The following is a 19,771-nucleotide window of genomic DNA, read 5'->3' on the forward strand; positions in this document are numbered from 1 at the left end:
CATTCAAATGGTGTCCCGGCGAATCCGCACTACGCCCATTTTCATGCCGAAGGGGCGGAACACCGCGTTCAGCGACTTCAGGGTCTGATTGCCTTCGCCATGTTCGATATGCACCAGCGTGCGCACTGAAATCTTGCACATCTTCGCGAACTGGGTCTGATGCAGACCGGTGACTTCGACCCGTAAACGGCGCACGGCGTCACCGATTTCCAGAGTGCCTTCGGCCAGTGATTGCTGAATGCTTTCGATGAGCGCCGTGCGCTCGAGGACGGTCAGACTCATTGCAGGTCCCACTCTTTCAAACGTTGCTCGAGGTTTTTCAGATGAACGCTCGGGTGATTCATGGTTCTGGCGGGCAAACCGCTGGCCGCAAGAATATCCGGCAGTGCGGCCAGACGGCGGGCATCCGCGCGCAGGCCTTCGAACAGCGCCGAGGCATCCAGCCCCGTCAAAGATTCGTGCGGATCTGCGCTATCTGCCAATACGCGGCAGACACCTCGCCAATCGACATCTCCCGCCCGCTCCAACTCTTTTGGCCACTTGGTCGTACGAGTCACGCCTTCGTCATCCATGACCATCGGGGCGAGGTCATAGATCGGCGCGAGTTGGAAAGCATTCTCTTGCCGGATGATCGCCGTGTTACGACCGTGGTTATCGGAGTTTCCGAGGATTTTATTGATCAGGTCGCGACGCAGATAATCGGCAACGAGGCCGGGAATCTGGCTGGCCTGACCCGCTTTGCGCCAGAGCCCGGCGAGCATGCGGATCACTTCCAGATGATTCATGGCGCTGCCTGGCGTCGTCACTTCAGCCAGCGAATAAATCGATTCGACGGCGAAACGCGACACCGCCCCATCTTTCACTTGTCGATCAAAACGCCGCATCCACAAACTCGGTTTGGTCGCCTCTTCCAAGGCCAGGCCTTCTGCCGCGACGGTTGCGATGCCCAATGTCTGCAGCGCTTTGTAGTAATGGAATTCGCTGCGCAGGATGTCCTGGTCGGTCTGCCCGCCCCTGTTTCTGGCGAATTTCACGAACCAGTGCTGTCGCACTTCTTCATCGTCCAATACCGCATCGGGATACAGAAGCCCGGCGCTGTTCTCTGCCAGTAAGAGCTTCGGAGCTTCCCCACCTGCCCCCGTCGCGCCACCGATGGCCGCGCCCAGCTCGTAGGCATATTCAAGAAAGCGGTTGTCGCGGCTAATGACCTCCTCGCGCTTGAATCCGATCGGCTTCCTGTCATCGACTGCTTCCGCCGATTCCTTTATTCGCATGTTGCCAATGGGTGCCGGTGTACTGCGACCCAGCAGAAAGAGATCGGCGCTGATCTCGGCGGGTCTTTCCTGACCCAGGCGGGCGAGTAGAAACCGCTTGGCTGCGCCTGCCGGTGCGATGTCGTGGACAAAGGCCGGCGTCTTCGCGCGCCGACCTTCCCAATCCAGCGGATACAGGGCACTCACGGCTTGGGAAAAAGGCGACCCGATCAACTCGATGTTTTCCACCAGATAGTCCGCTTCATAGCCAAAACTGCAGCGGCTTTCGAAGCCTTTTTCCGGATCATCGAAGTCAAGAATCATCGCGTCGTGCCATTGCCCAGCGGTGAAGATCTGGAGTGTCAGGTTGTACATGTTGATTCCGTGTGCATTTTAATGCGTTTCAAGAAAGAGAAATCTTCGACAATTGCAATATAGTGCATTCTGGCAGCCAAAGACGCCCCAAATCTGCAACTAAATGCACATTAGCGCTCGCTACTGACTTACCAAATGCAAAATAATGCAGACAAGCATTTAACTTCACGCTGATAAAAATGCCGTCTTCAAGCGAAAGCTGTAGGAAAAAGAACAAGTGGCGCCGCGCAAAAGAATTGTTTGCGAAATCCAGTGAGGATTTTCCACAGAACGATCCGATGTCGCCTGCGTGGATGTGGGAAGCGGCCGACATCGGTTTTTTTCAGGCAGCAATAGAGTTGGATTTTCTCGATACGGAAATCGAACCTGATGCCCACTCAACACCTATTCGCACCAAAACACCTGGCTCTGGCTATTTCATTGGCAATGGGTTGCGTAGCGCTGGCGAACGCCGAGCAATCCACTGAAGCAATCGAGCAGCCCCCAAGCATGGAAACGACGGAGCAGCCCGAAGCCAACCCCAAGCAACAGGCTTTGGAACGGCTCCAGGGTTTTCTCAACGACGCGAGCACAGTGCCGATTACCTTTACGACACCGGAAGCCGTGTTCAAAGGGACTGAAGTCAACGACTTGATCACCCTTGCAGACGGGGCAAGCTTCACTGGCCGGCTGGATGGCGGCAAGGGCGATAACGTGTTGTTCCTGAATGCTGCGGATGGCGGCACGTTGAACGACACGCGCAACTTCAATGGGTTATTCGTCGCCCAAGGCGACTGGACATTGAGCTCCAAAGGCGATTTCCATGAAGGTGTTCTGGTCGACAGCGGTGGAGCGTTGACCAACCTCGGCAGCATCAAGGGTGATGTGTATGTCCAGAATGGCGGCAGTTTCGCCGGTAAAGGCACGGTGGGAAATCTTGAGGTGGGTGGGCTGCTCACCGTCAATGCAGCGCTTGGCGCACCACGAGTGAAGGGTAATTTGCACTTGGCGCCTGGCGCCGAATTGGCTTACGAGGTCACTCCCGCTGGTGGTCAGACGATCAAGGTCGATGGCACCGCCCAACTCGAAGGTGCCACCCTGAAGATTGTTTCGGCTCCCGGAGAATATCCGCAGAGCAGCCAATACAAAATCATCGAAGCCCGTGAGGTGAAAGGCGAGTTTGGCCGGATCGAGAACGATCTGGCGTATATGACGGCCACGGCTCAATACAACAAGAAATCGGTTGGACTGACTTACGCTCGCAATGGTGAACCGCTTGAAAGCCTCGCTCCTACAGAAAATGCAGGCGCACTTGCAGGAAGTATTATCGAGCCAGAGCAGCCGACTTCTCCCGCTGTACCGATCGCGACAACGCCCGCTCCAGCTTCAATGACAGCGGGGATCGCAACTCCAGCCCCCGCCCTGACCTCAGTTGCGACCTTGATTGAAGACTCCGCATCGGTGGAATCATCGATGCCCGACGAAATCGTAACTGCACAAACCACCGCACAGCCCGCGTCGGAGCCTGCAAAGCCCATTAACACCGCCGTCGCCGCACTGCTGACCAGCGATAAAACCACCGCGCCTATCGCGCTCGATCAACTCGCCGCCGGCAGCAATGCCAATCTCGCCAAAGCCACGCTGAGCAGTATCACGCCGGTCAGTACGAGCATGCTTTCGGCGATGCGCCAACTGGACAACCGTTCCGGCTCTACTGACGGCTCGCGCAGTTCACCGCGTCAGGCCGCAGGCAGCGAAGACTCCGGGCGGGTGTGGGTTCAGGCGCTGGGGCACGGCGGCAAGGTTGACCGCGACGCTGACGGCATCCTCCTACATGCCACGCAAGGGCTGGTCGTGGGCGCTGACTGGCGACTCGACGAGCACTGGCATGTCGGCCTGCTTGGCGGCAAATCGCAGTCGAAACTCGATGCCCGCCAGTACGACGGCGACCTCGACAGCTGGCACCTCGGTGCCTATGCCGTGCGTCAGGACGGCCCGCTGTCGCTGCGTCTCGGCGCGACCTACGCCAGCCATGACGGCAGCAGCACACGGCGGGTAGCGTTCAAGGGTTTCAGCGATCGTCTCAAGGGCAATTACGACGCCAATACTCAGCAAGCATTTGCCGAGGCCGGGTTCAACCTGGGCCGCAACAACGTGACCCTCGAACCCTTCGCCAGCCTCGGCTATCAGCGCTATCAGCGCGACAGCTACAACGAAAAGGGCGGCGACGCGGCGTTGAAAGTCTACGGCCAGACCCGCGACAACTTCAGCAGCACCTTCGGTCTGCGTGTTGCGCAGGTCAATACGCTGGATAACGGCATGCATTTGACCCCGCGATTGAGCGCAGGCTGGAAACATACCTACGGTGACATCAACAGTGACACCCGCCAGCAACTGCGCAAGGGCGGCAAGCGCTTCGAAGTGAACGGCGCGGCACTGGATCGGAACAGTCTGTCGCTGGATGCGGGGTTCGATCTTGGCCTTTCGGCGGCGCACACACTGGGCGTGGGCTTGACGGGTGAGCTGGGCAGCGACAGCCGAACGTATGGCGTGGCGGGTCAATGGCGCATGGCGTTCTGATGGATTAAGCACGCCTCGTGTGGGAGCGAGCCTGCTCGCGAAAGCGGTGAATCATACAAAGATGCTATTGGCTGACCTGGCGCATTCGCGAGCAGGCTCGCTCCCACATTGGCTCTTCAAGGGAGCTGGGTAACGGCGGAAATCACAGGCAAAAAAAGGGGAGCACATGCCCCCCCGAGGTTTAAAGCGTTGGATCGCGACTGTTATCTCAGCCTTCGATCTCGATGAGGATTTCGCCCGGGTTGACCCGGTCGCCCTTGGCCACATGAATCGCCGTGACCTTGCCGCCGATGGCAGCCTGGACTTCGGTCTCCATCTTCATCGCTTCGGTGATCAGTACCGCCTGGCCTGCCTTGACGGTATCGCCCTCCTTGACCAGCACATCGACGATGTTGCCCGGCATGGTGGTGCTCACGTGGCCTGGTGCCGAGGCCTGTTTGCGTTTGCTGCTGCCACCACCGACAAATTCGTTGAGCGGTTCGAACACCACTTCTTCCGGCATGCCGTCGATGGACAGATAGAAGTGGCGCTTGCCTTCGGCCTTGACGCCGACACCGGTGATGTCGACGCGGTAAGTCTCGCCGTGGACGTCGATGACGAACTCGGTCGGCACGCCTTCGCCGCTCGCCGAGGCAACGGCGCCCGCTTCCGGGATCGGCAAAAGCACTTCCGGCGTAAGAGTGCCGGCGGCGCGTTCTTCAAGGAACTTGCGGCCGATGTCCGGGAACATGGCGAAGGTCAGTACGTCTTCTTCGGATTTGGCCAGTGCTCCGATATCGGCACGCAGCTTGGTCATTTCCGGCTTGAGCAGATCGGCCGGGCGCACGTCGATGACGTCTTCGCTGCCGATCGCCTGACGCCGCAGCTTTTCATTGACCACGCCCGGTGCCTTGCCGTAGCCGCCCTGCAGATACAGCTTCACTTCGTTGGTGATGGTCTTGTAGCGCTCGCCGGCCAGTACGTTGAAAAACGCCTGGGTGCCGACGATTTGCGAGGTTGGGGTCACCAGCGGCGGGAAGCCGAGGTCTTCACGTACGCGCGGGATTTCTGCGAGCACTTCGCCCATGCGATTCAGAGCGCCCTGCTCTTTCAACTGGTTGGCGAGGTTGGAGATCATCCCGCCCGGCACTTGGTTGACCTGCACACGGGTATCGACGGCGGTGAATTCGCTTTCGAACTGGTGGTACTTCTTGCGCACGGCATAGAAGTACAGGCCGATTTCCTGGAGCAGCTCCAGATTCAGGCCGGTGTCGTACTCGGTGCCCTTGAGCGCGGCGACCATTGATTCGGTGCCCGGGTGGCTGGTGCCCGAGGCGAAGCTGGAGATTGCGGTATCGATGTGATCGGCGCCGTTTTCGATCGCCTTGAGCTGGCACATGGCGGCCAGGCCGGCGGTGTCGTGGGAGTGGATGAACACCGGCAACGACTGCTCGGCTTTCAGAGCACGCACCAGTTCACCAGTGGCATACGGGGTCAGCAGACCGGCCATGTCCTTGATCGCTACCGAGTCGCAGCCCATGGATTCCATTTGCTTGGCCTGGGTGACGAAAGCGTCGATGGTGTGCACCGGGCTGGTGGTGTAGGCGATGGTGCCTTGCGCATGTTTGCCGGCAGCTTTCACTGCTTCAATGGCAACGCGCAGGTTACGCACATCGTTCATCGCATCGAAGATGCGGAACACGTCGATGCCGTTCACCGCTGCTTTGGCGACGAAAGCTTTGACCACGTCATCGCTGTAGTGGCGATAGCCGAGCAGATTCTGCCCGCGCAGGAGCATTTGCAGGCGGGTGTTGGGCAGCGCCGCACGCAGTTGGCGCAGGCGCTCCCACGGGTCTTCCTTGAGAAAGCGCACGCAGGCGTCGAACGTCGCGCCGCCCCAGCATTCCAGCGACCAGTAGCCGACCTTGTCGAGCTTGTCGCAGATCGGCAGCATGTCTTCGGTGCGCATGCGGGTGGCGAGCAGCGATTGGTGAGCGTCGCGCAGGATGGTGTCTGTTACGAAGATTTTCTTGCTCATTCTTGTATTCCTCACAGGCCTGCGTGGGCGGCGATGGCGGCGGCGATGGCCAGGGCCAGCTCTTCGGGTTTGCGCTTGATCGAGTAGTTGGTCAGCTCCGGGTGGCTTTCAACGAAGCTGGTGTTGAACTGGCCGCTACGGAATTCCGGGTTGCGCAGGATTTCCTGGTAGTACGCGGCGGTGGTCTTCACGCCCTGCAGACGCATGTCGTCGAGGGCGCGCAGGCCACGGTCCATCGCCTCTTCCCAGGTCAGCGCCCAGACCACCAGTTTCAGGCACATCGAGTCGTAGAACGGCGGAATGGTGTAGCCGGTGTAGATCGCCGTGTCGGTGCGCACGCCCGGGCCGCCGGGGGCGTAGTAACGGGTAATTTTGCCGAAGCTCGGCAGGAAGTTGTTCTTCGGATCCTCGGCGTTGATACGGAACTGCAATGCAAAGCCACGGTGCTGAATGTCTTCCTGCTTCACCGATAGCGGCAGGCCGGAAGCGATGCGAATCTGTTCGCGGACGATGTCGATGCCGGTGATTTCTTCGGTGATGGTGTGTTCCACCTGCACCCGCGTGTTCATTTCCATGAAGTACACCTCGCCCTCGGCGAGCAGAAACTCCACGGTGCCGGCGTTCTCGTAGCCCACAGCCTTGGCTGCACGTACCGACAGGTCGCCGATGTAGGCGCGCTGTTCCGGGGTCAGCTGCGGGCTCGGCGCGATCTCGATCAGCTTCTGGTTGCGGCGCTGGATCGAGCAGTCACGCTCGAACAGGTGCACGACATTGCCGAAGCTGTCGCCAAGGATCTGCGCTTCAATGTGCTTGGGATTGACGATGCATTTTTCCAGGAACACTTCCGCCGAACCGAACGCCTTGGTGGCTTCGGAGATGACCCGGGGGAAGTTCTGTTCGAGTTCTTCGCGGCTGTTGCAGCGACGGATACCGCGCCCGCCACCACCGGAGGTGGCCTTGAGCATTACCGGATAACCGATACGGTCGCCTTCGACCAAGGCTTCTTCGATGCCGGAGACGTTGCCTTCGGTACCGGGCGTTACCGGTACGCCGGCCTTGATCATGCTGCGGCGCGCTTCGGTCTTGTCGCCCATGCGCCGGATGACCTCCGCCGACGGGCCGATGAATTTGATGCCGCGCTCGGCGCAGATTTCCGCCAGCTCGGCGTTTTCCGAAAGGAAGCCGTAGCCGGGGTGCAGCGCATCGCAGCCGGTTTCCACCGCCAGGTTCACCAGCTTGCGCGGGTTCAGATAGCCGGCCAGTGGCTCGGCACCCACGCTGTGGGCCTCGTCCGCACGCTTCACATGCAAGGCATGGCGATCGGCGTCGGAGAAAATCGCAACCGAGCGAATGCCCATTTCGGCGCAGGCTCGTACGATGCGTACGGCAATCTCACCACGGTTGGCGATCAGGATCTTTTTTATCACTTGGAGGTTCCCTTGAGCCGGTGGCACCACGACCTGCTAGACCCAGGTCGACGCGTGACCAAATGTTTCAATTCAGTCGCAGGTCCACACTAGCGCTGCTGAGGGATTAACAAAAATGAATAAAAATTGGGTCAGGCATAAGCAAACACTTATAGTTGAAGCAACTGACCGCTGACCGAGCCTGAAAAAAATGCGTAAGTCATTGATGCGTATGACATTGCGTCAATTGCAGATCTTCAATGAGGTGTGTGATTTACGCTCGTACAGCCGCGCCGCCGAGGAAATGTCCCTCACACAACCGGCCGTGAGCCTACAGATTCGTCAGCTGGAAGAGCTGATTGGCCAGCCGCTGTTCGACTATGTCGGCAAAAAACTCTACATGACCGAGGCGGCGGAAGCGCTTCAGCGCGCCAGCCGCGACATTTTCGGGCGCCTGGAAAACCTCGACATGCAACTGTCGGACATGCAGGGTTCACTGCAGGGTCAGCTGAAACTGGCGGTGGAATCGAGCGCCAAATATTTCGTGCCGCATCTGTTTGCTGCATTCAAGCGCCAGCATCCGGAAGTCAATTTGCAGCTGACCGTGGTCAACCGTGGCCAGGTCATCCGCCGCCTCTCGGACAACCGTGATGATCTGGTGATCATGTCGATGGTGCCGCAGGACATGGGCCTGGAATTCCTGCCGTTTCTCAATAATCCGATTGTCGCCGTGGCGCGCCCGGATCATCCGCTGGCACACATGGGCCCGTTGCGCTTGCAGGATCTGGAGCCTTACACGCTGCTGATACGCGAGCCGGGCTCGGGCACGCGTCTGGCCTGCGAGGAATACTTCAAGGAAAAACGCGTGCACTTCACTCAGACCCAGGAAGTGGCGTCCGCCGAAGCTCAGCGCGAATGCGTGTTGGCGGGTCTGGGCCTGGCGCTGCTGACGCGCCACGCCCTGAACCTGGAGCTGGCGACCGGCGGCCTGGTCGAGCTGCCGGTCGAAGAGTTGCCGCTGATGCGCAGCTGGTGCCTGGTGCAAGCCAAAGCCAAACGGCTGTCACCGGTGGCGCACGCCTTCCTGGCGTTCATCCGCAGCGAGCGGGCGCAGATTATTGCGCTGGTTGAGCGTTTCGACGGGAAGCGGCGGGCGCTGCCTGCCAGTGCGTGATCTCGGGAAAATCGCCGATCTCGGCCTGAAGCTGGCGAAGTTCGAAGCGATCCTCGATTGCGCGGCGAAATTCCATGCGGCGCTGATCTTCCTGCTGACGACGGGTTTTCGCGGCGCTGTTGCGTTCTTCGTAGGGCTGAGCCATTTCGAGTCTCCCAGGGCGAGTACGGGAGTTTCACGATAGGCGTGGGGGATGACGGTTTGGCTGCGCGGGGATGACAATGTGATGAAATGTGCGCAGGGATGTGCTGTTGTTGAGGACGCTTTCGCGAGCAGGCTCGCTCCCACATTTGATCCCGTTATGACCCAGAATTTATGTTCTCAGAAGCCCCCCTGTGGGAGCGAGCCTGCTCGCGAACAAGGTCGGAACGACCTTGCTCAATCGTCCAGCGCTTTCACGGCCTTGGGCGACAAACGCAGACTGCGCAGACTGCGCTTCACGCTCTTGAGGTGATTGACCAGGCTCGGCCCGCGCGCCATGGCCACGCCCATCGCCAGCACGTCGATCACCACCAGATGGGCGATTCGCGAGGTAAGCGGCGTGTAGATTTCGGTGTCTTCGTGCACATCGATCGCCAGATTGACGGTCGACAGTTCGGCCAACGGCGTCTGGCTCGGACACAGGGTGATCAACGACGCCCCGCTCTCGCGAACGAGGTTAGCGGTGATCAGCAAATCCTTGGAGCGCCCTGACTGGGAAATACAGATCGCCACATCGGTAGGCTTCAGCGTCACAGCCGACATCGCCTGCATGTGCGGATCGGAATACGCCGCCGCGGTCAGCAGCAAACGGAAAAACTTGTGCTGTGCATCCGCGGCCACCGCTCCGGAAGCACCGAAGCCATAGAACTCGACACGCTGCGCTTGGGACATCAGCGTCACCGCGCGCTGCAACTCCACCGGGTCGAGCTTCTCGCGCACTTCCATCAGGGTGTGCAGCGTGGTGTCGAAAATCTTCAGGCTGTAGTCGGCGACGGAGTCATCTTCATGGATCGCGAACTGACCGAAGCTGGCGCCGGCGGCCAGGCTCTGAGCCAGTTTAAGTTTGAGATCCTGAAAGCCGGAACAACCGATGGCGCGGCAGAAGCGCACGATGGTCGGCTCGCTGATGCCGACGCTGTGAGCCAGGTCGGCCATGGAGCTGTGCATCACTGCCGCAGGGTCAAGCAGCACGTGGTCGGCGACCTTGAGCTCCGACTTGCGTAACAGGTGACGTGACTGGGCGATGTGTTGCAGCAGATTCAAGGGGCTGGACTCTTCTTGTGGGCAAGGATGTAGCAAGCTTGTAGTTATACTACATGAATGGGCATTTTGCCTGCTCAATGCGTAACTCGATGTCCCGGCATCAGGCGCGCTGAGGTGCATGTAGCCCTTACTGCGGATTGGCCTGATCACGCAAAAGCCCGGCCAGACGGGCAGCGTCCACCGGCCGGCTGATCAGATAACCTTGCACTTCGTCGCAGCGTTCGGCGCGCAGAAATGCCAGCTGATCCTCACGCTCGACACCCTCGGCGACGACTTTGAGGGCCAGTCCGTGGGCCATGGCGATGATCGCGCGAGTGATCGCCGCGTCCGCACTGCCCTCGCTCAAGCCGCGAATGAACGCCTGATCGATCTTCACGTAATCCACCGGAATGCGCTTGAGGTAACTCAACGACGAATACCCGGTACCGAAATCATCGATCGCCAGTTTCACCCCCAGATCGCGCAGTTGCTGGAATGTGGCAATGATGTGTTCGACGCTGTCGAGCAAATGACTTTCGGTCAGCTCCAGCTCGAGGTAGTGCGGCGCCAGCCCGGTTTCTTCCAGCACTTGCCGGACCAGACTGACCAGTTTGCCCTGACGCAGCTGATGCACCGACAGGTTCACCGACACGCGGATCGGCGCCAGGCCCTGGCGCTGCCATTCGCAGGCTTGCCAGCACGCCTGACGCAAAACGAATTCGCCGATCGGCCCGATCAGACCGGTCTCTTCGGCCAGGCCAATGAAATCTGCCGGCGGCACCTGGCCCATGCTCGGATGATCCCAGCGCACCAGCGCTTCAGCGGCATTCATCCGACCGGTTTGCAGGCACAGTTTGGGTTGGTAGAACACTGTCAGTTGCTGTTCTTCAATGGCTCGGCGCAAGTGGTTTTCCAGCTGCAAGCGTTCGAGTGTGCTGGCTTGCAGGCTGTCGGTGAAGAACTGGAAATTGTTGCCGCCCAGATGTTTGGCATGCTGCATGGCCATGTTCGACTGGCTGACCAGCGCGGAAATCTCCCGCGCATTGTCCGGCAACAGGCTGATGCCCATTGAAGCGCTCACCACCAGTTCATGCCCGTCGACGCTCAGCGGCAAACGCAGCTTGGCCGACAACCGTGTCGCTACCCGTGCCAGGCTCGACAGATTGCCGTAGGCATCGAACAGCACGGCAAATTCGTCACCGGACAAGCGCGCAATGGTGTCGGCCTCAGGCAAGGCATTGACCAGCCGCCGCGCCATTTTTTGCAGCAGCTGATCGGCGACTTCATGGCCGAGGCTGTCATTGAGCAATTTGAAGCGATCCAGATTGATGTGCAGCAATGCGAGACTGCGGCGCCCGCCCTGCCGCACCCGCTGATGGGCTTCGTGCAGGCGTTCGCGGAACAGTGAACGGTTGGCCAGGCCGGTGAGCTCATCGTAATGGGTCAGATAACGCAGGCGTTCTTCCGACGCACGCCGTGCCGAGAGATCGGCGAAGAAGCCGACAATATGGCTGACATTGCCCCGGCTGTCGCGCACCGCGTTGAGCTGCAGCCACTGCGGATACAACTCGCCGTTCTTGCGGGTTTCCACGAGTTCACCCTGCCAACTGCCGTGCTGCTCCAGTGCATGCCGGATCGCCACATAGTGGCGATGGGCATCGCGGCTGCAGGGCAACTCGACGACGTTGCGCCCGAGCATGTCGTCGATCTCGTAACCGGTGACCCGGCTAAAAGCCTGATTGATCGCAATCAGCGCGTAGTTCGGGTCAAGAATCACGATGCCTTCGCTGGCCGCTTCGAACACCGTGGCCGCCAGCCGTTGCTGCTCTTCGAGGCTTTTGCTGGCGCTGATATCGCGGCGAGTGCCGACCATGCGGATCACCCGGCCGCTGGCGCTGCGCTCCACGGCACGGCCACGGTCCTCGATCCACACCCAGTGGCCGTCGCCATGGCGCAGGCGATATTCGACCTGATAATCCTCGGTGCGCCCCTTCAAATGCTCGACCAGGGCGAACTTGAGTGACGGCACATCTTCAGGGTGCAGTCGTGGCTTGAGGTCGCGCAGCAGCGCCGTGACGTATTCCGGGGCGAGGCCGAACAGTTCCTGAATCTGCGTGTGATGGACCTCGTCGGTCTGCAGATTCCAGTCCCACAATCCGAGCTCACTGGCCTTGAGCGCCAGCGCCAGGCGCGCTTCGCTTTTGCTCAGGGCCTGATTGGCGGCATCCAGTTCGCGGCTGCGCTGGGCCACGCGATTTTCGAGATCGACCTGCGCTTCACGCAATTGCGCCTCGGCACAGCGGCGCTGTTCGATCTCTTTGCCCAGCTCCTGATTGAGTTGTTCGCTGCGCGTTTGCGCTTGCTGTAAATGCTCGATCAGATGCTGATTCTGGAAGCGCCGAAGCAATCCACGGTCGATCAGCCGATTGACCTGCCACGCCACCACGCTCAACGAACCGAGCAGGATCAGACCCAGCCAGCCCCAGCCCCGCGCCTGATCGTCGCCGCCCCAGAACAGGTAGCCGATCGCTGGCAGCAGGCACGGTAAGGTAAACGAGAGGAACGCCGGCAGGCTCACCGCGTAGGCGACGCTGGCCGACAGCGTTGCCGCGCCGATCAGGCCGAATACCCAGGCTTGCTGCATGAAGTTGTCAGCGGGCACCAGAGCGATGCCGGCTCCGGCCAGCGTCAGGCCGGTCATGGTCGAACCGAGCAGGAACATGCGGAACCAGATTGGCCGGGCCTGACGATCGGGAATCGCCGAATCGAACGCGGCCACCTGAATCACCCGCAGCGCGACCAGCGACAGCAGCCACACCAGCCAGACGCTGACCACGAAGTAGCGCTGCGGGCTCCAGAGCAAAGCGGCGCAGACCAGACCATTGATCAACATGAACAGCGTGGGCAACAACGAGCCCTGATACAGCAGACGCGTGCGCTCCACCGCCATTTCGACGGCATAGTGCTTGCGGATCACCCGGGGGTCCACGGAGGGCCCCGACAGTTCGGCGCTGAGGATCATGGGCAACGTTCTTGTTCTTATAGGAGGGCGTGCGCCCGAAACGTGGACGGAGCATACACAAGCCGATCCCGATGCCAAACTGCTGCCGATCACAATTGCGGGGAAATTTTCCGCCGCTTGCGCACCGCTGCAACCCCTCAGGCGAGACGGGCCGAAGCCTGCAGCCAGTGACCGACCGGTCGTCATCGGCAGCACTTTCATCGGCTAATGCAACGCACGGTTTGCCCGGGCCTGCGGCGCACCCTAGAATGCCCCGATGCGCGATGATCTCTCCCTTCTGCTGAACTCCCTCAACGATGCCCAACGCCAGGCCGTAGCAGCCCCCGTTGGCCGTCAGTTGGTCCTGGCCGGCGCCGGTTCCGGTAAAACCCGAGTGCTGGTGCACCGTATCGCCTGGTTGATCCAGGTCGAAAACGCCTCACCTCACTCCATCCTGTCGGTGACTTTCACCAACAAGGCCGCTGCCGAGATGCGCCATCGCATCGAGCAGTTGCTGGGCATCAACCCGGCCGGCATGTGGGTCGGCACCTTCCACGGCCTCGCGCACCGCTTGCTGCGGGCGCACTGGCAGGAAGCGGGCCTGAGCCAGACCTTCCAGATTCTCGACAGCGATGACCAGCAACGACTGGTCAAGCGGGTGATCCGCGAGCTGGGCCTGGACGAGCAACGCTGGCCGGCGCGTCAGGCGCAGTGGTTCATCAACGGCCAGAAAGACGAAGGTCTGCGACCGCAACACATTCAGGCCAGCGGCGACCTGTTCCTCGCCACCATGCGCGGGATCTACGAAGCCTACGAGGCAGCGTGCCTGCGGGCTGGCGTGATCGACTTCTCCGAACTGCTGCTGCGTGCGCTCGATCTATGGCGCGATCACCCGGGCCTGCTGGCGCATTACCAAAAGCGCTTCCGCCATATTCTGGTCGACGAATTCCAGGACACCAACGCCGTGCAGTACGCCTGGTTGCGCCTGCTCGGCAAGGGCGGCGACAGCCTGATGGTGGTCGGCGACGACGACCAGTCGATTTACGGCTGGCGCGGGGCGAAGATCGAGAACATTCATCAGTACTCTTCCGACTTCCCGGACTCCGAGACGATTCGCCTGGAGCAGAATTACCGCTCCACCGCCGGCATCCTCAAAGCCGCCAACGCGCTGATCGCCAACAACACCGGGCGCCTCGGTAAAGAGCTGTGGACCGATGGCGGCGATGGCGAAGCGATCAATCTGTACGCCGCGTTCAACGAACACGACGAAGCGCGTTACGTGGTGGAAACCATCGAAAGCGCGCTGAAAACCGGTCTGGCCCGTAGCGATATCGCCATTCTGTACCGCTCCAACGCCCAATCGCGCGTTCTGGAAGAAGCCCTGCTGCGCGAGCGCATCCCGTACCGCATCTATGGCGGTCAGCGCTTCTTCGAACGCGCGGAAATCAAGAACGCCATGGCCTACCTGCGCTTGCTCGAAGGTCGCGGCAACGACGCGGCGCTGGAGCGGGTGATCAACGTGCCGGCCCGGGGCATCGGCGAGAAAACCGTCGAAGCGATCCGCGAGCATGCGCGGCACAGCGATGTGTCGATGTGGGAAGCGATGCGCCTACTGGTGGCCAACAAAGGCCTGACCGGGCGCGCCGCGAGTGCGCTCGGTGCGTTCATCGAACTGATCGAGAACCTCGCCGCCAAGTGCGCCGAGATGCCGCTGCACCTGATGACGCAAACCGTCATCGAGCAATCCGGCCTGATCGCTTATCACGAAGCGGAAAAAGGCGAAAAAGGCCAGGCCCGGGTGGAAAACCTTGAGGAACTGGTCAGCGCCGCGCGCAACTTCGAGAACACCGAAGAGGACGAAGAACTGACCCCACTGGCGGCCTTCCTCGGCCACGCTTCGCTGGAGGCCGGCGATACACAGGCCGACGAGCACGAAGACAGCGTTCAGTTGATGACCCTGCACAGCGCCAAAGGTCTGGAATTCCCTTACGTGTTCCTCGTGGGCATGGAAGAAGGCCTGTTCCCGCACAAGATGAGCCTGGAAGAACCGGGGCGTCTCGAGGAAGAACGGCGTCTGGCTTACGTCGGTATCACCCGGGCGATGCAGAATCTGGTCATGACCTACGCCGAAACCCGGCGCCTGTACGGCAGCGAAACCTACAACAAGGTGTCGCGTTTCGTCCGCGAAGTGCCGAAAGGCCTGATTCAGGAAGTGCGCCTGTCCAACAGCGTCAGCCGACCGTTCGGCGGCAACCAGTCGATGAGCGGCAGCAGCCTGTTCAGCGGCAGCGAGATTCCGGAAACCGGTTTTGTGCTCGGTCAGGCCGTACGTCACTCGATCTTCGGCGAAGGGGTGATCCTCAACTTCGAAGGTTCCGGCGCCCAGGCCCGGGTGCAGGTGAATTTCAGCGAAGGCAGCAAGTGGCTGATGCTCGGCTATGCCAAGCTGGAAGCGATCTAATCACCGGCACTGAACCCATGTGGGAGCGAGCCTGCTCGCGAAAGCGCTGTGTCATCAAGCAATCATTTGCCTGACACGACACCTTCGCGAGCAGGCTCGCTCCCACAGGTTATGCGACGCAAGTGCATCAATCCCTCTGAACCTATCGCCTTTTCCTACAGACAAAAGTACATCGGCTGATTGCCTCGCCAAGCTGAACGCAACCTGTCAGGCAAAAGCCCGAAACACTCTCTCGCTAGCCAGTAACACTTCAGCTGTGCAACATGGCGCGCGTGTCTCCACAAAACGGGAATACCCTTTATGAAACGTTTTCTTAGCATCGCCATGGCGTTGTGCATCGGCCTGACGATGAGCCTCGACGCCAACGCCAAGCGCTTTGGTGGTGGCAAAAGCGCCGGCGCTGCGCCGACGCACCAGACCAGCCAGATGGCTCCCTCTTCTCCAGGCGTGGGCGGCGCAGCAGCGACCGCTGGCGCTGCCGGTGCTGCTGGCGCCGCGGCCAAGGCCGGCGGTGCTTCGCGCTGGCTCGGCCCATTGGCGGGCATCGCCGCCGGTGGCCTGCTCGCGTCGATGTTCATGGGCGACGGTTTCCAGGGCATGCAGATCTTCGACATCCTGATCATGGCCCTGATCGCGTTCGTGATCTTCCGCTTCATCGCCGCCCGTCGTCGCAAGCAGCAGGAGCAATTCGCTCCGGCCGGCGCGCCGATGCAGCGTGAAGTGTTCGAGCAGAAGCCTGCCGCCATGGGTTCGATCTTCGGTGGTTCGGCTGCTCCGGCTGCCGCCCGTCCAGTGATCAACGCACCGGCTTGGTTCAACGAAGAGCGCTTCCTTGAAGCTGCGCGTAGCCACTTCCAGTCGCTGCAGCAGCACTGGGACGCCAACGAAATGGACAAGATCGCCGAGTTCGTGACCCCGCAAATGCTTGAGTTCCTCAAGCGTGAGCGTGCGGATCTGGGCGATGGCTTCCAGTCGACCTACATCGACAACCTGCAGGTGCAGCTGGACGGCGTCGACGATCGTGCCGACAAGACCATCGCCACCCTGACCTTCACCGGCGTGTCGAAAACCTCGCGTTTCGACCAGGGCGAAGTGTTCAGCGAAAGCTGGAACATGGAACGTCCGCAGGGCGACAACCAGCCTTGGCTGGTCGCCGGTATCCGCCAGAACGGCTGATCCCTGCTGCGCTTCACTTGCGGTAACAGAACCCCGGCCTCGGCCGGGGTTTTTCATTTCACGGTTGCATCTATGGCGAGCTACTGTATAAACCGGCCCATATAAACCGCGCCATTCAGCAAGAGGATCCCGGACGTGGAAGAAATCATCGAACAACTGCGCGAAGCCAACGAACCCGTGCCGGTTCCTTTGGAATTGCCTGACGAAGACCTGCTGGTGGAAATCGAAGAACAACTGTTCATCGACATTCCGTTCGTCTTCAAAGAATTTTTGCTGACCGTCAGCGATGTGGTCTATGGCAGCCTCGAGCCGGTGACCGTCACTGACCCGCAATCGCACACCTATCTGCCGGACGTTGCGGCCAATGCATGGGACGTGGGTGTTGATCGCAGCTTGATCCCGATCTGTCAGGACGGCGATGACTACTACTGTGTCGAAGAAGACGGCACCGTGGTGCTGTGGCAGGCCGAAGAAGAACTGATTGCTGAAGAAACCTGGGAATCGGTGTGGCACTGGGCGCGGGACGTCTGGCTGGAAAGCTGAGCCGCCAAACGCCCCTGTGGGTCAATGCCCCGACGATTCCTTATGGTTGTCGAGGGTTTCCAGCAAGGCCACCTGCATCCGCGTATGCACGCGGATGAACCAGCGCCAGAGCAGTGCCGCAACGGCGGCCGCGACGACGGCGATCAGCACCAGCAGCTTGTTGGTCGGCAGGATACTGGCCGACAAGGCTGCCAACAGCAGGAAAATCACCAGCAGCGAGAGAATCGGGATCACTTCGGCGATCACCCGGCGCACTCGCTGCGTGTGACGCCCGGCCATCTCCGGCTTGACGCCCATCTCCGCCAGCAGCATCGACAGCGCCTTGAGCTTGCGATAAGCCGCAATCAGGAACGGTAGCGAGACCAGCAACGCCCCGCCCCAGATCAGTGCCTTCTGCCAGCTCGGATCGCTGATCCAGTCCTGCAGCCACAACGAGATGCGCTCGGCGAAGTATGCGCCGGCAAAGAAGATCGCAATCACCAGCGCCAGATTGACCCCGACCTGCAACAGGATCCGTCGGATCATCGACGCCAGTAGCGCGCCCTCACCTTGCGGCTGGATGCTGCGCAACCATTCGCCATACATGCCGAGTACACGCCCTAGACGCTTGGGCACGACTGCCGAGAGCTTGATCGACAACGGATCCGCCGCGCGAATCAGGTACGGCGTCAGCAGCGTGGTGATCACCGACACGGCTACAGCAACCGGGTAGAGGAAGTTGCTGGTCACCTGCAAGGTCATGCCCAGCGCGGCGATGATGAAGGAAAATTCGCCGATCTGTGACAGACCCATGCCGACCCGCAGTGAGGTCCGTCCGTCGTTGCCAGCGATAAACGCACCGAGGCCGCAGGACAACATCTTGCCCAGCACCACGGCCACGGTGATCACCGCGATCGGCCAGGCGTATTCGATGAGAATCAGCGGGTCGAGCATCAGCCCGATGGCGACGAAAAAGATCGCACTGAACAGGTCGCGAACCGGCTCGACCAGCCGTTCGATTTTCAGCAATTGCCGGGACTCGGCCATGATCGCGCCGATCAGGAAAGCGCCAAGCACCATGCTGTATTCGAGCTTGACCACCAGCAGGCAGAAGCCGAAACACAGGCCGAGCACGGTGATCAGCAGCATCTCGTTGCTTTCGAATTTCGCCACATAAGCCAGCAGACGCGGCACCAACAGAATGCCGATGACCAGCGCGACGATCATGAACAGCGACAGCTTGCCGACCGTGGAAAACACTTCGCCCGAGCTCACCGTGCCGCTGACGGCGATGCTCGACAGCAGCGCGATGATGCCGATGCCAAGGATGTCCTCGACAATCAGTACACCGAAGATCAACTGCGCAAAGCGCTCGTTCTTCATCTTCAGGTCATTCAGCGCTTTGACGATGATGGTGGTTGAGGAGATCGCCAGAATCGCGCCGAGGAACAACGAATCCATGGTGTTCCAGTCGAACCAGCGGCCGATTTCGTAGCCGATCCAGATCATCAGGATGATTTCGAGAAACGCGGCAATGAACGCCGTGGCGCCGACCTTGAACAACTTGCGCAGGCTGAACTCCAGGCCAAGGCAGAACATGAGGAAGATCACCCCGAGTTCGGCCAGGGTCTTGATGGTTTCTTCATCGTGAATCAGGCCGAACGGCGGCGTATGCGGGCCGATGATGAAGCCGGCGACGATGTAGCCGAGCACCACCGGTTGTTTGAAACGATGAAACAGTACGGTTACTACGCCCGCGACCAGCATGATCACTGCCAGATCCTGAATGAAACTGATGGCATGCATGGCGTGGGCTCCTTGATGACGAGGCGCGCGGACAGACGTCAGACGTTCTGCGCGAGCAGGGTAAAAATCCGCTTTTAATGTAGGAATTGCCCTTGGGCAGGGCTTTTGCAGGTTAACACCGCGACTTCGCTCTGGAAGCCGGTGCAATATATGGAAACAGATCGCTACCGGCGTGACGGCGGCCCGCCGCGCGGCGTCCCGATAACGGTGCTTCTTGAAAAGCCACCAGGTGCCCGCAGAGGCGCTTCCTGCAATCAGCCTTGATCCGTGAGAACGTTATGGAACCCGGAAACGCCCAGCTGTCGATGACGGTACTGATGACCCCCGACATGGCCAACTTCTCTGGCAATGTCCACGGCGGCACCCTGCTCAAATACCTCGACGAAGTGGCCTACGCCTGCGCCAGCCGTTATGCCGGGCGCTACGTGGTGACCCTGTCGGTGGATCAGGTGATTTTCCGCGAGCCGATTCATGTCGGCGAACTGGTGACGTTCCTCGCCTCGGTCAACTACACCGGCAACACGTCGATGGAAGTTGGCATCAAAGTGGTCACCGAAAACATCCGCGAACGCTCGGTGCGCCACACCAACAGCTGCTTCTTCACCATGGTCGCGGTGGATGATCAGCGCAAACCGGCCGCCGTGCCGCCGTTGCAACCGCAGAACAGCGAAGACAAACGCCGCTTCATGCAGGCGCAGCAGCGCCGGCAGATTCGTCAGGAGCTGGAGAAGCGTTATCAGGAGATCAAGGGCGACGCCTGAGACCAAAAAGCAAAAGATCGCAGCCTTCGGCAGCTC

Annotated in this window: 15 protein-coding genes; 7 read left to right on the forward strand and 8 right to left on the reverse strand. The window is 60.3% G+C overall.

Annotation, left to right across the window (positions count from 1 at the left end):
- Positions 1 to 3: 3 nt before the first annotated feature.
- On the reverse strand, positions 4 to 282 hold the full coding sequence (locus AB4N41_RS08545) for a helix-turn-helix domain-containing protein (protein ID WP_041476582.1): 279 nt from the start codon (positions 280 to 282) through the stop codon (positions 4 to 6).
- Complete coding sequence (locus AB4N41_RS08550) at positions 279 to 1,628, reverse strand: HipA domain-containing protein (RefSeq protein WP_252877139.1); 1,350 nt, start codon at positions 1,626 to 1,628, stop codon at positions 279 to 281. Before AB4N41_RS08550 ends, AB4N41_RS08545 begins: the two co-directional genes overlap by 4 nt.
- A gap of 179 nt (positions 1,629 to 1,807) precedes the next feature.
- Between AB4N41_RS08550 and AB4N41_RS08555 the strand changes: the two genes are divergently transcribed.
- Positions 1,808 to 2,095, forward strand: coding sequence for a hypothetical protein (locus AB4N41_RS08555; protein ID WP_252878200.1), 288 nt, complete (start codon positions 1,808 to 1,810; stop codon positions 2,093 to 2,095).
- Complete coding sequence (locus tag AB4N41_RS08560; RefSeq protein ID WP_252877140.1) at positions 1,998 to 4,187, forward strand: autotransporter family protein; 2,190 nt, start codon at positions 1,998 to 2,000, stop codon at positions 4,185 to 4,187. Before AB4N41_RS08555 ends, AB4N41_RS08560 begins: the two co-directional genes overlap by 98 nt.
- 208 nt (positions 4,188 to 4,395) lie before the next feature.
- Here AB4N41_RS08560 and oadA read toward each other — a convergent pair whose 3' ends face one another.
- Both oadA and AB4N41_RS08570 read right to left on the reverse strand, forming a co-directional pair.
- A complete protein-coding gene (oadA, locus tag AB4N41_RS08565) occupies positions 4,396 to 6,204 on the reverse strand; it encodes a sodium-extruding oxaloacetate decarboxylase subunit alpha (protein ID WP_252877141.1) in 1,809 nt (602 codons plus the stop codon).
- Positions 6,205 to 6,215: 11 nt separating this feature from the next.
- A complete protein-coding gene (locus AB4N41_RS08570; protein ID WP_024014853.1) occupies positions 6,216 to 7,631 on the reverse strand; it encodes an acetyl-CoA carboxylase biotin carboxylase subunit in 1,416 nt (471 codons plus the stop codon).
- 190 nt (positions 7,632 to 7,821) lie between these two features.
- On the opposite strand from AB4N41_RS08570, the gene AB4N41_RS08575 reads away from it, so the two are divergent.
- Complete coding sequence (locus AB4N41_RS08575; protein WP_095181203.1) at positions 7,822 to 8,784, forward strand: LysR family transcriptional regulator; 963 nt, start codon at positions 7,822 to 7,824, stop codon at positions 8,782 to 8,784.
- Here AB4N41_RS08575 and AB4N41_RS08580 read toward each other — a convergent pair.
- The 3 genes from AB4N41_RS08580 to AB4N41_RS08590 form a co-directional block, all read right to left on the reverse strand.
- Positions 8,726 to 8,929 (reverse strand): PA3496 family putative envelope integrity protein, encoded by a 204-nt coding sequence (locus tag AB4N41_RS08580; RefSeq protein ID WP_080902479.1) that lies wholly within the window; start codon positions 8,927 to 8,929, stop codon positions 8,726 to 8,728. The two genes, AB4N41_RS08575 and AB4N41_RS08580, sit on opposite strands and share 59 nt — an antisense overlap.
- 233 nt (positions 8,930 to 9,162) lie before the next feature.
- Positions 9,163 to 10,029: a transcriptional regulator HexR gene (gene hexR / locus AB4N41_RS08585; RefSeq protein ID WP_007962240.1), complete on the reverse strand. Its 867-nt coding sequence runs from the start codon at positions 10,027 to 10,029 to the stop codon at positions 9,163 to 9,165.
- 127 nt (positions 10,030 to 10,156) lie between these two features.
- Positions 10,157 to 13,030: an EAL domain-containing protein gene (locus tag AB4N41_RS08590; RefSeq protein ID WP_252877142.1), complete on the reverse strand. Its 2,874-nt coding sequence runs from the start codon at positions 13,028 to 13,030 to the stop codon at positions 10,157 to 10,159.
- A 256-nt stretch (positions 13,031 to 13,286) separates the two neighbouring features.
- Between AB4N41_RS08590 and uvrD the strand changes: the two genes are divergently transcribed.
- The 3 genes from uvrD (at position 13,287) to AB4N41_RS08605 (ending at position 17,189) form a co-directional block, all read left to right on the forward strand.
- Positions 13,287 to 15,470 carry a DNA helicase II gene (gene uvrD, locus AB4N41_RS08595; protein WP_016772450.1) on the forward strand — a complete coding sequence of 728 codons (2,184 nt, stop codon included), beginning with the start codon at positions 13,287 to 13,289 and terminating at the stop codon, positions 15,468 to 15,470.
- A 300-nt stretch (positions 15,471 to 15,770) separates the two neighbouring features.
- Complete coding sequence (locus tag AB4N41_RS08600; protein ID WP_016772449.1) at positions 15,771 to 16,646, forward strand: Tim44 domain-containing protein; 876 nt, start codon at positions 15,771 to 15,773, stop codon at positions 16,644 to 16,646.
- A gap of 135 nt (positions 16,647 to 16,781) precedes the next feature.
- On the forward strand, positions 16,782 to 17,189 hold the full coding sequence (locus AB4N41_RS08605) for an SMI1/KNR4 family protein (protein WP_038359443.1): 408 nt from the start codon (positions 16,782 to 16,784) through the stop codon (positions 17,187 to 17,189).
- Between the two features lie 21 nt (positions 17,190 to 17,210).
- On the opposite strand, the gene AB4N41_RS08610 is transcribed toward AB4N41_RS08605, so the two are convergent.
- A complete protein-coding gene (locus AB4N41_RS08610; RefSeq protein ID WP_041476574.1) occupies positions 17,211 to 18,974 on the reverse strand; it encodes a cation:proton antiporter in 1,764 nt (587 codons plus the stop codon).
- 278 nt (positions 18,975 to 19,252) lie between these two features.
- On the opposite strand from AB4N41_RS08610, the gene AB4N41_RS08615 reads away from it, so the two are divergent.
- Positions 19,253 to 19,735 (forward strand): acyl-CoA thioesterase, encoded by a 483-nt coding sequence (locus AB4N41_RS08615; RefSeq protein WP_016772447.1) that lies wholly within the window; start codon positions 19,253 to 19,255, stop codon positions 19,733 to 19,735.
- The last annotated feature ends 36 nt before the right edge of the window (positions 19,736 to 19,771 follow it).

This window comes from Pseudomonas sp. S2_A10, from assembly GCF_054668465.1.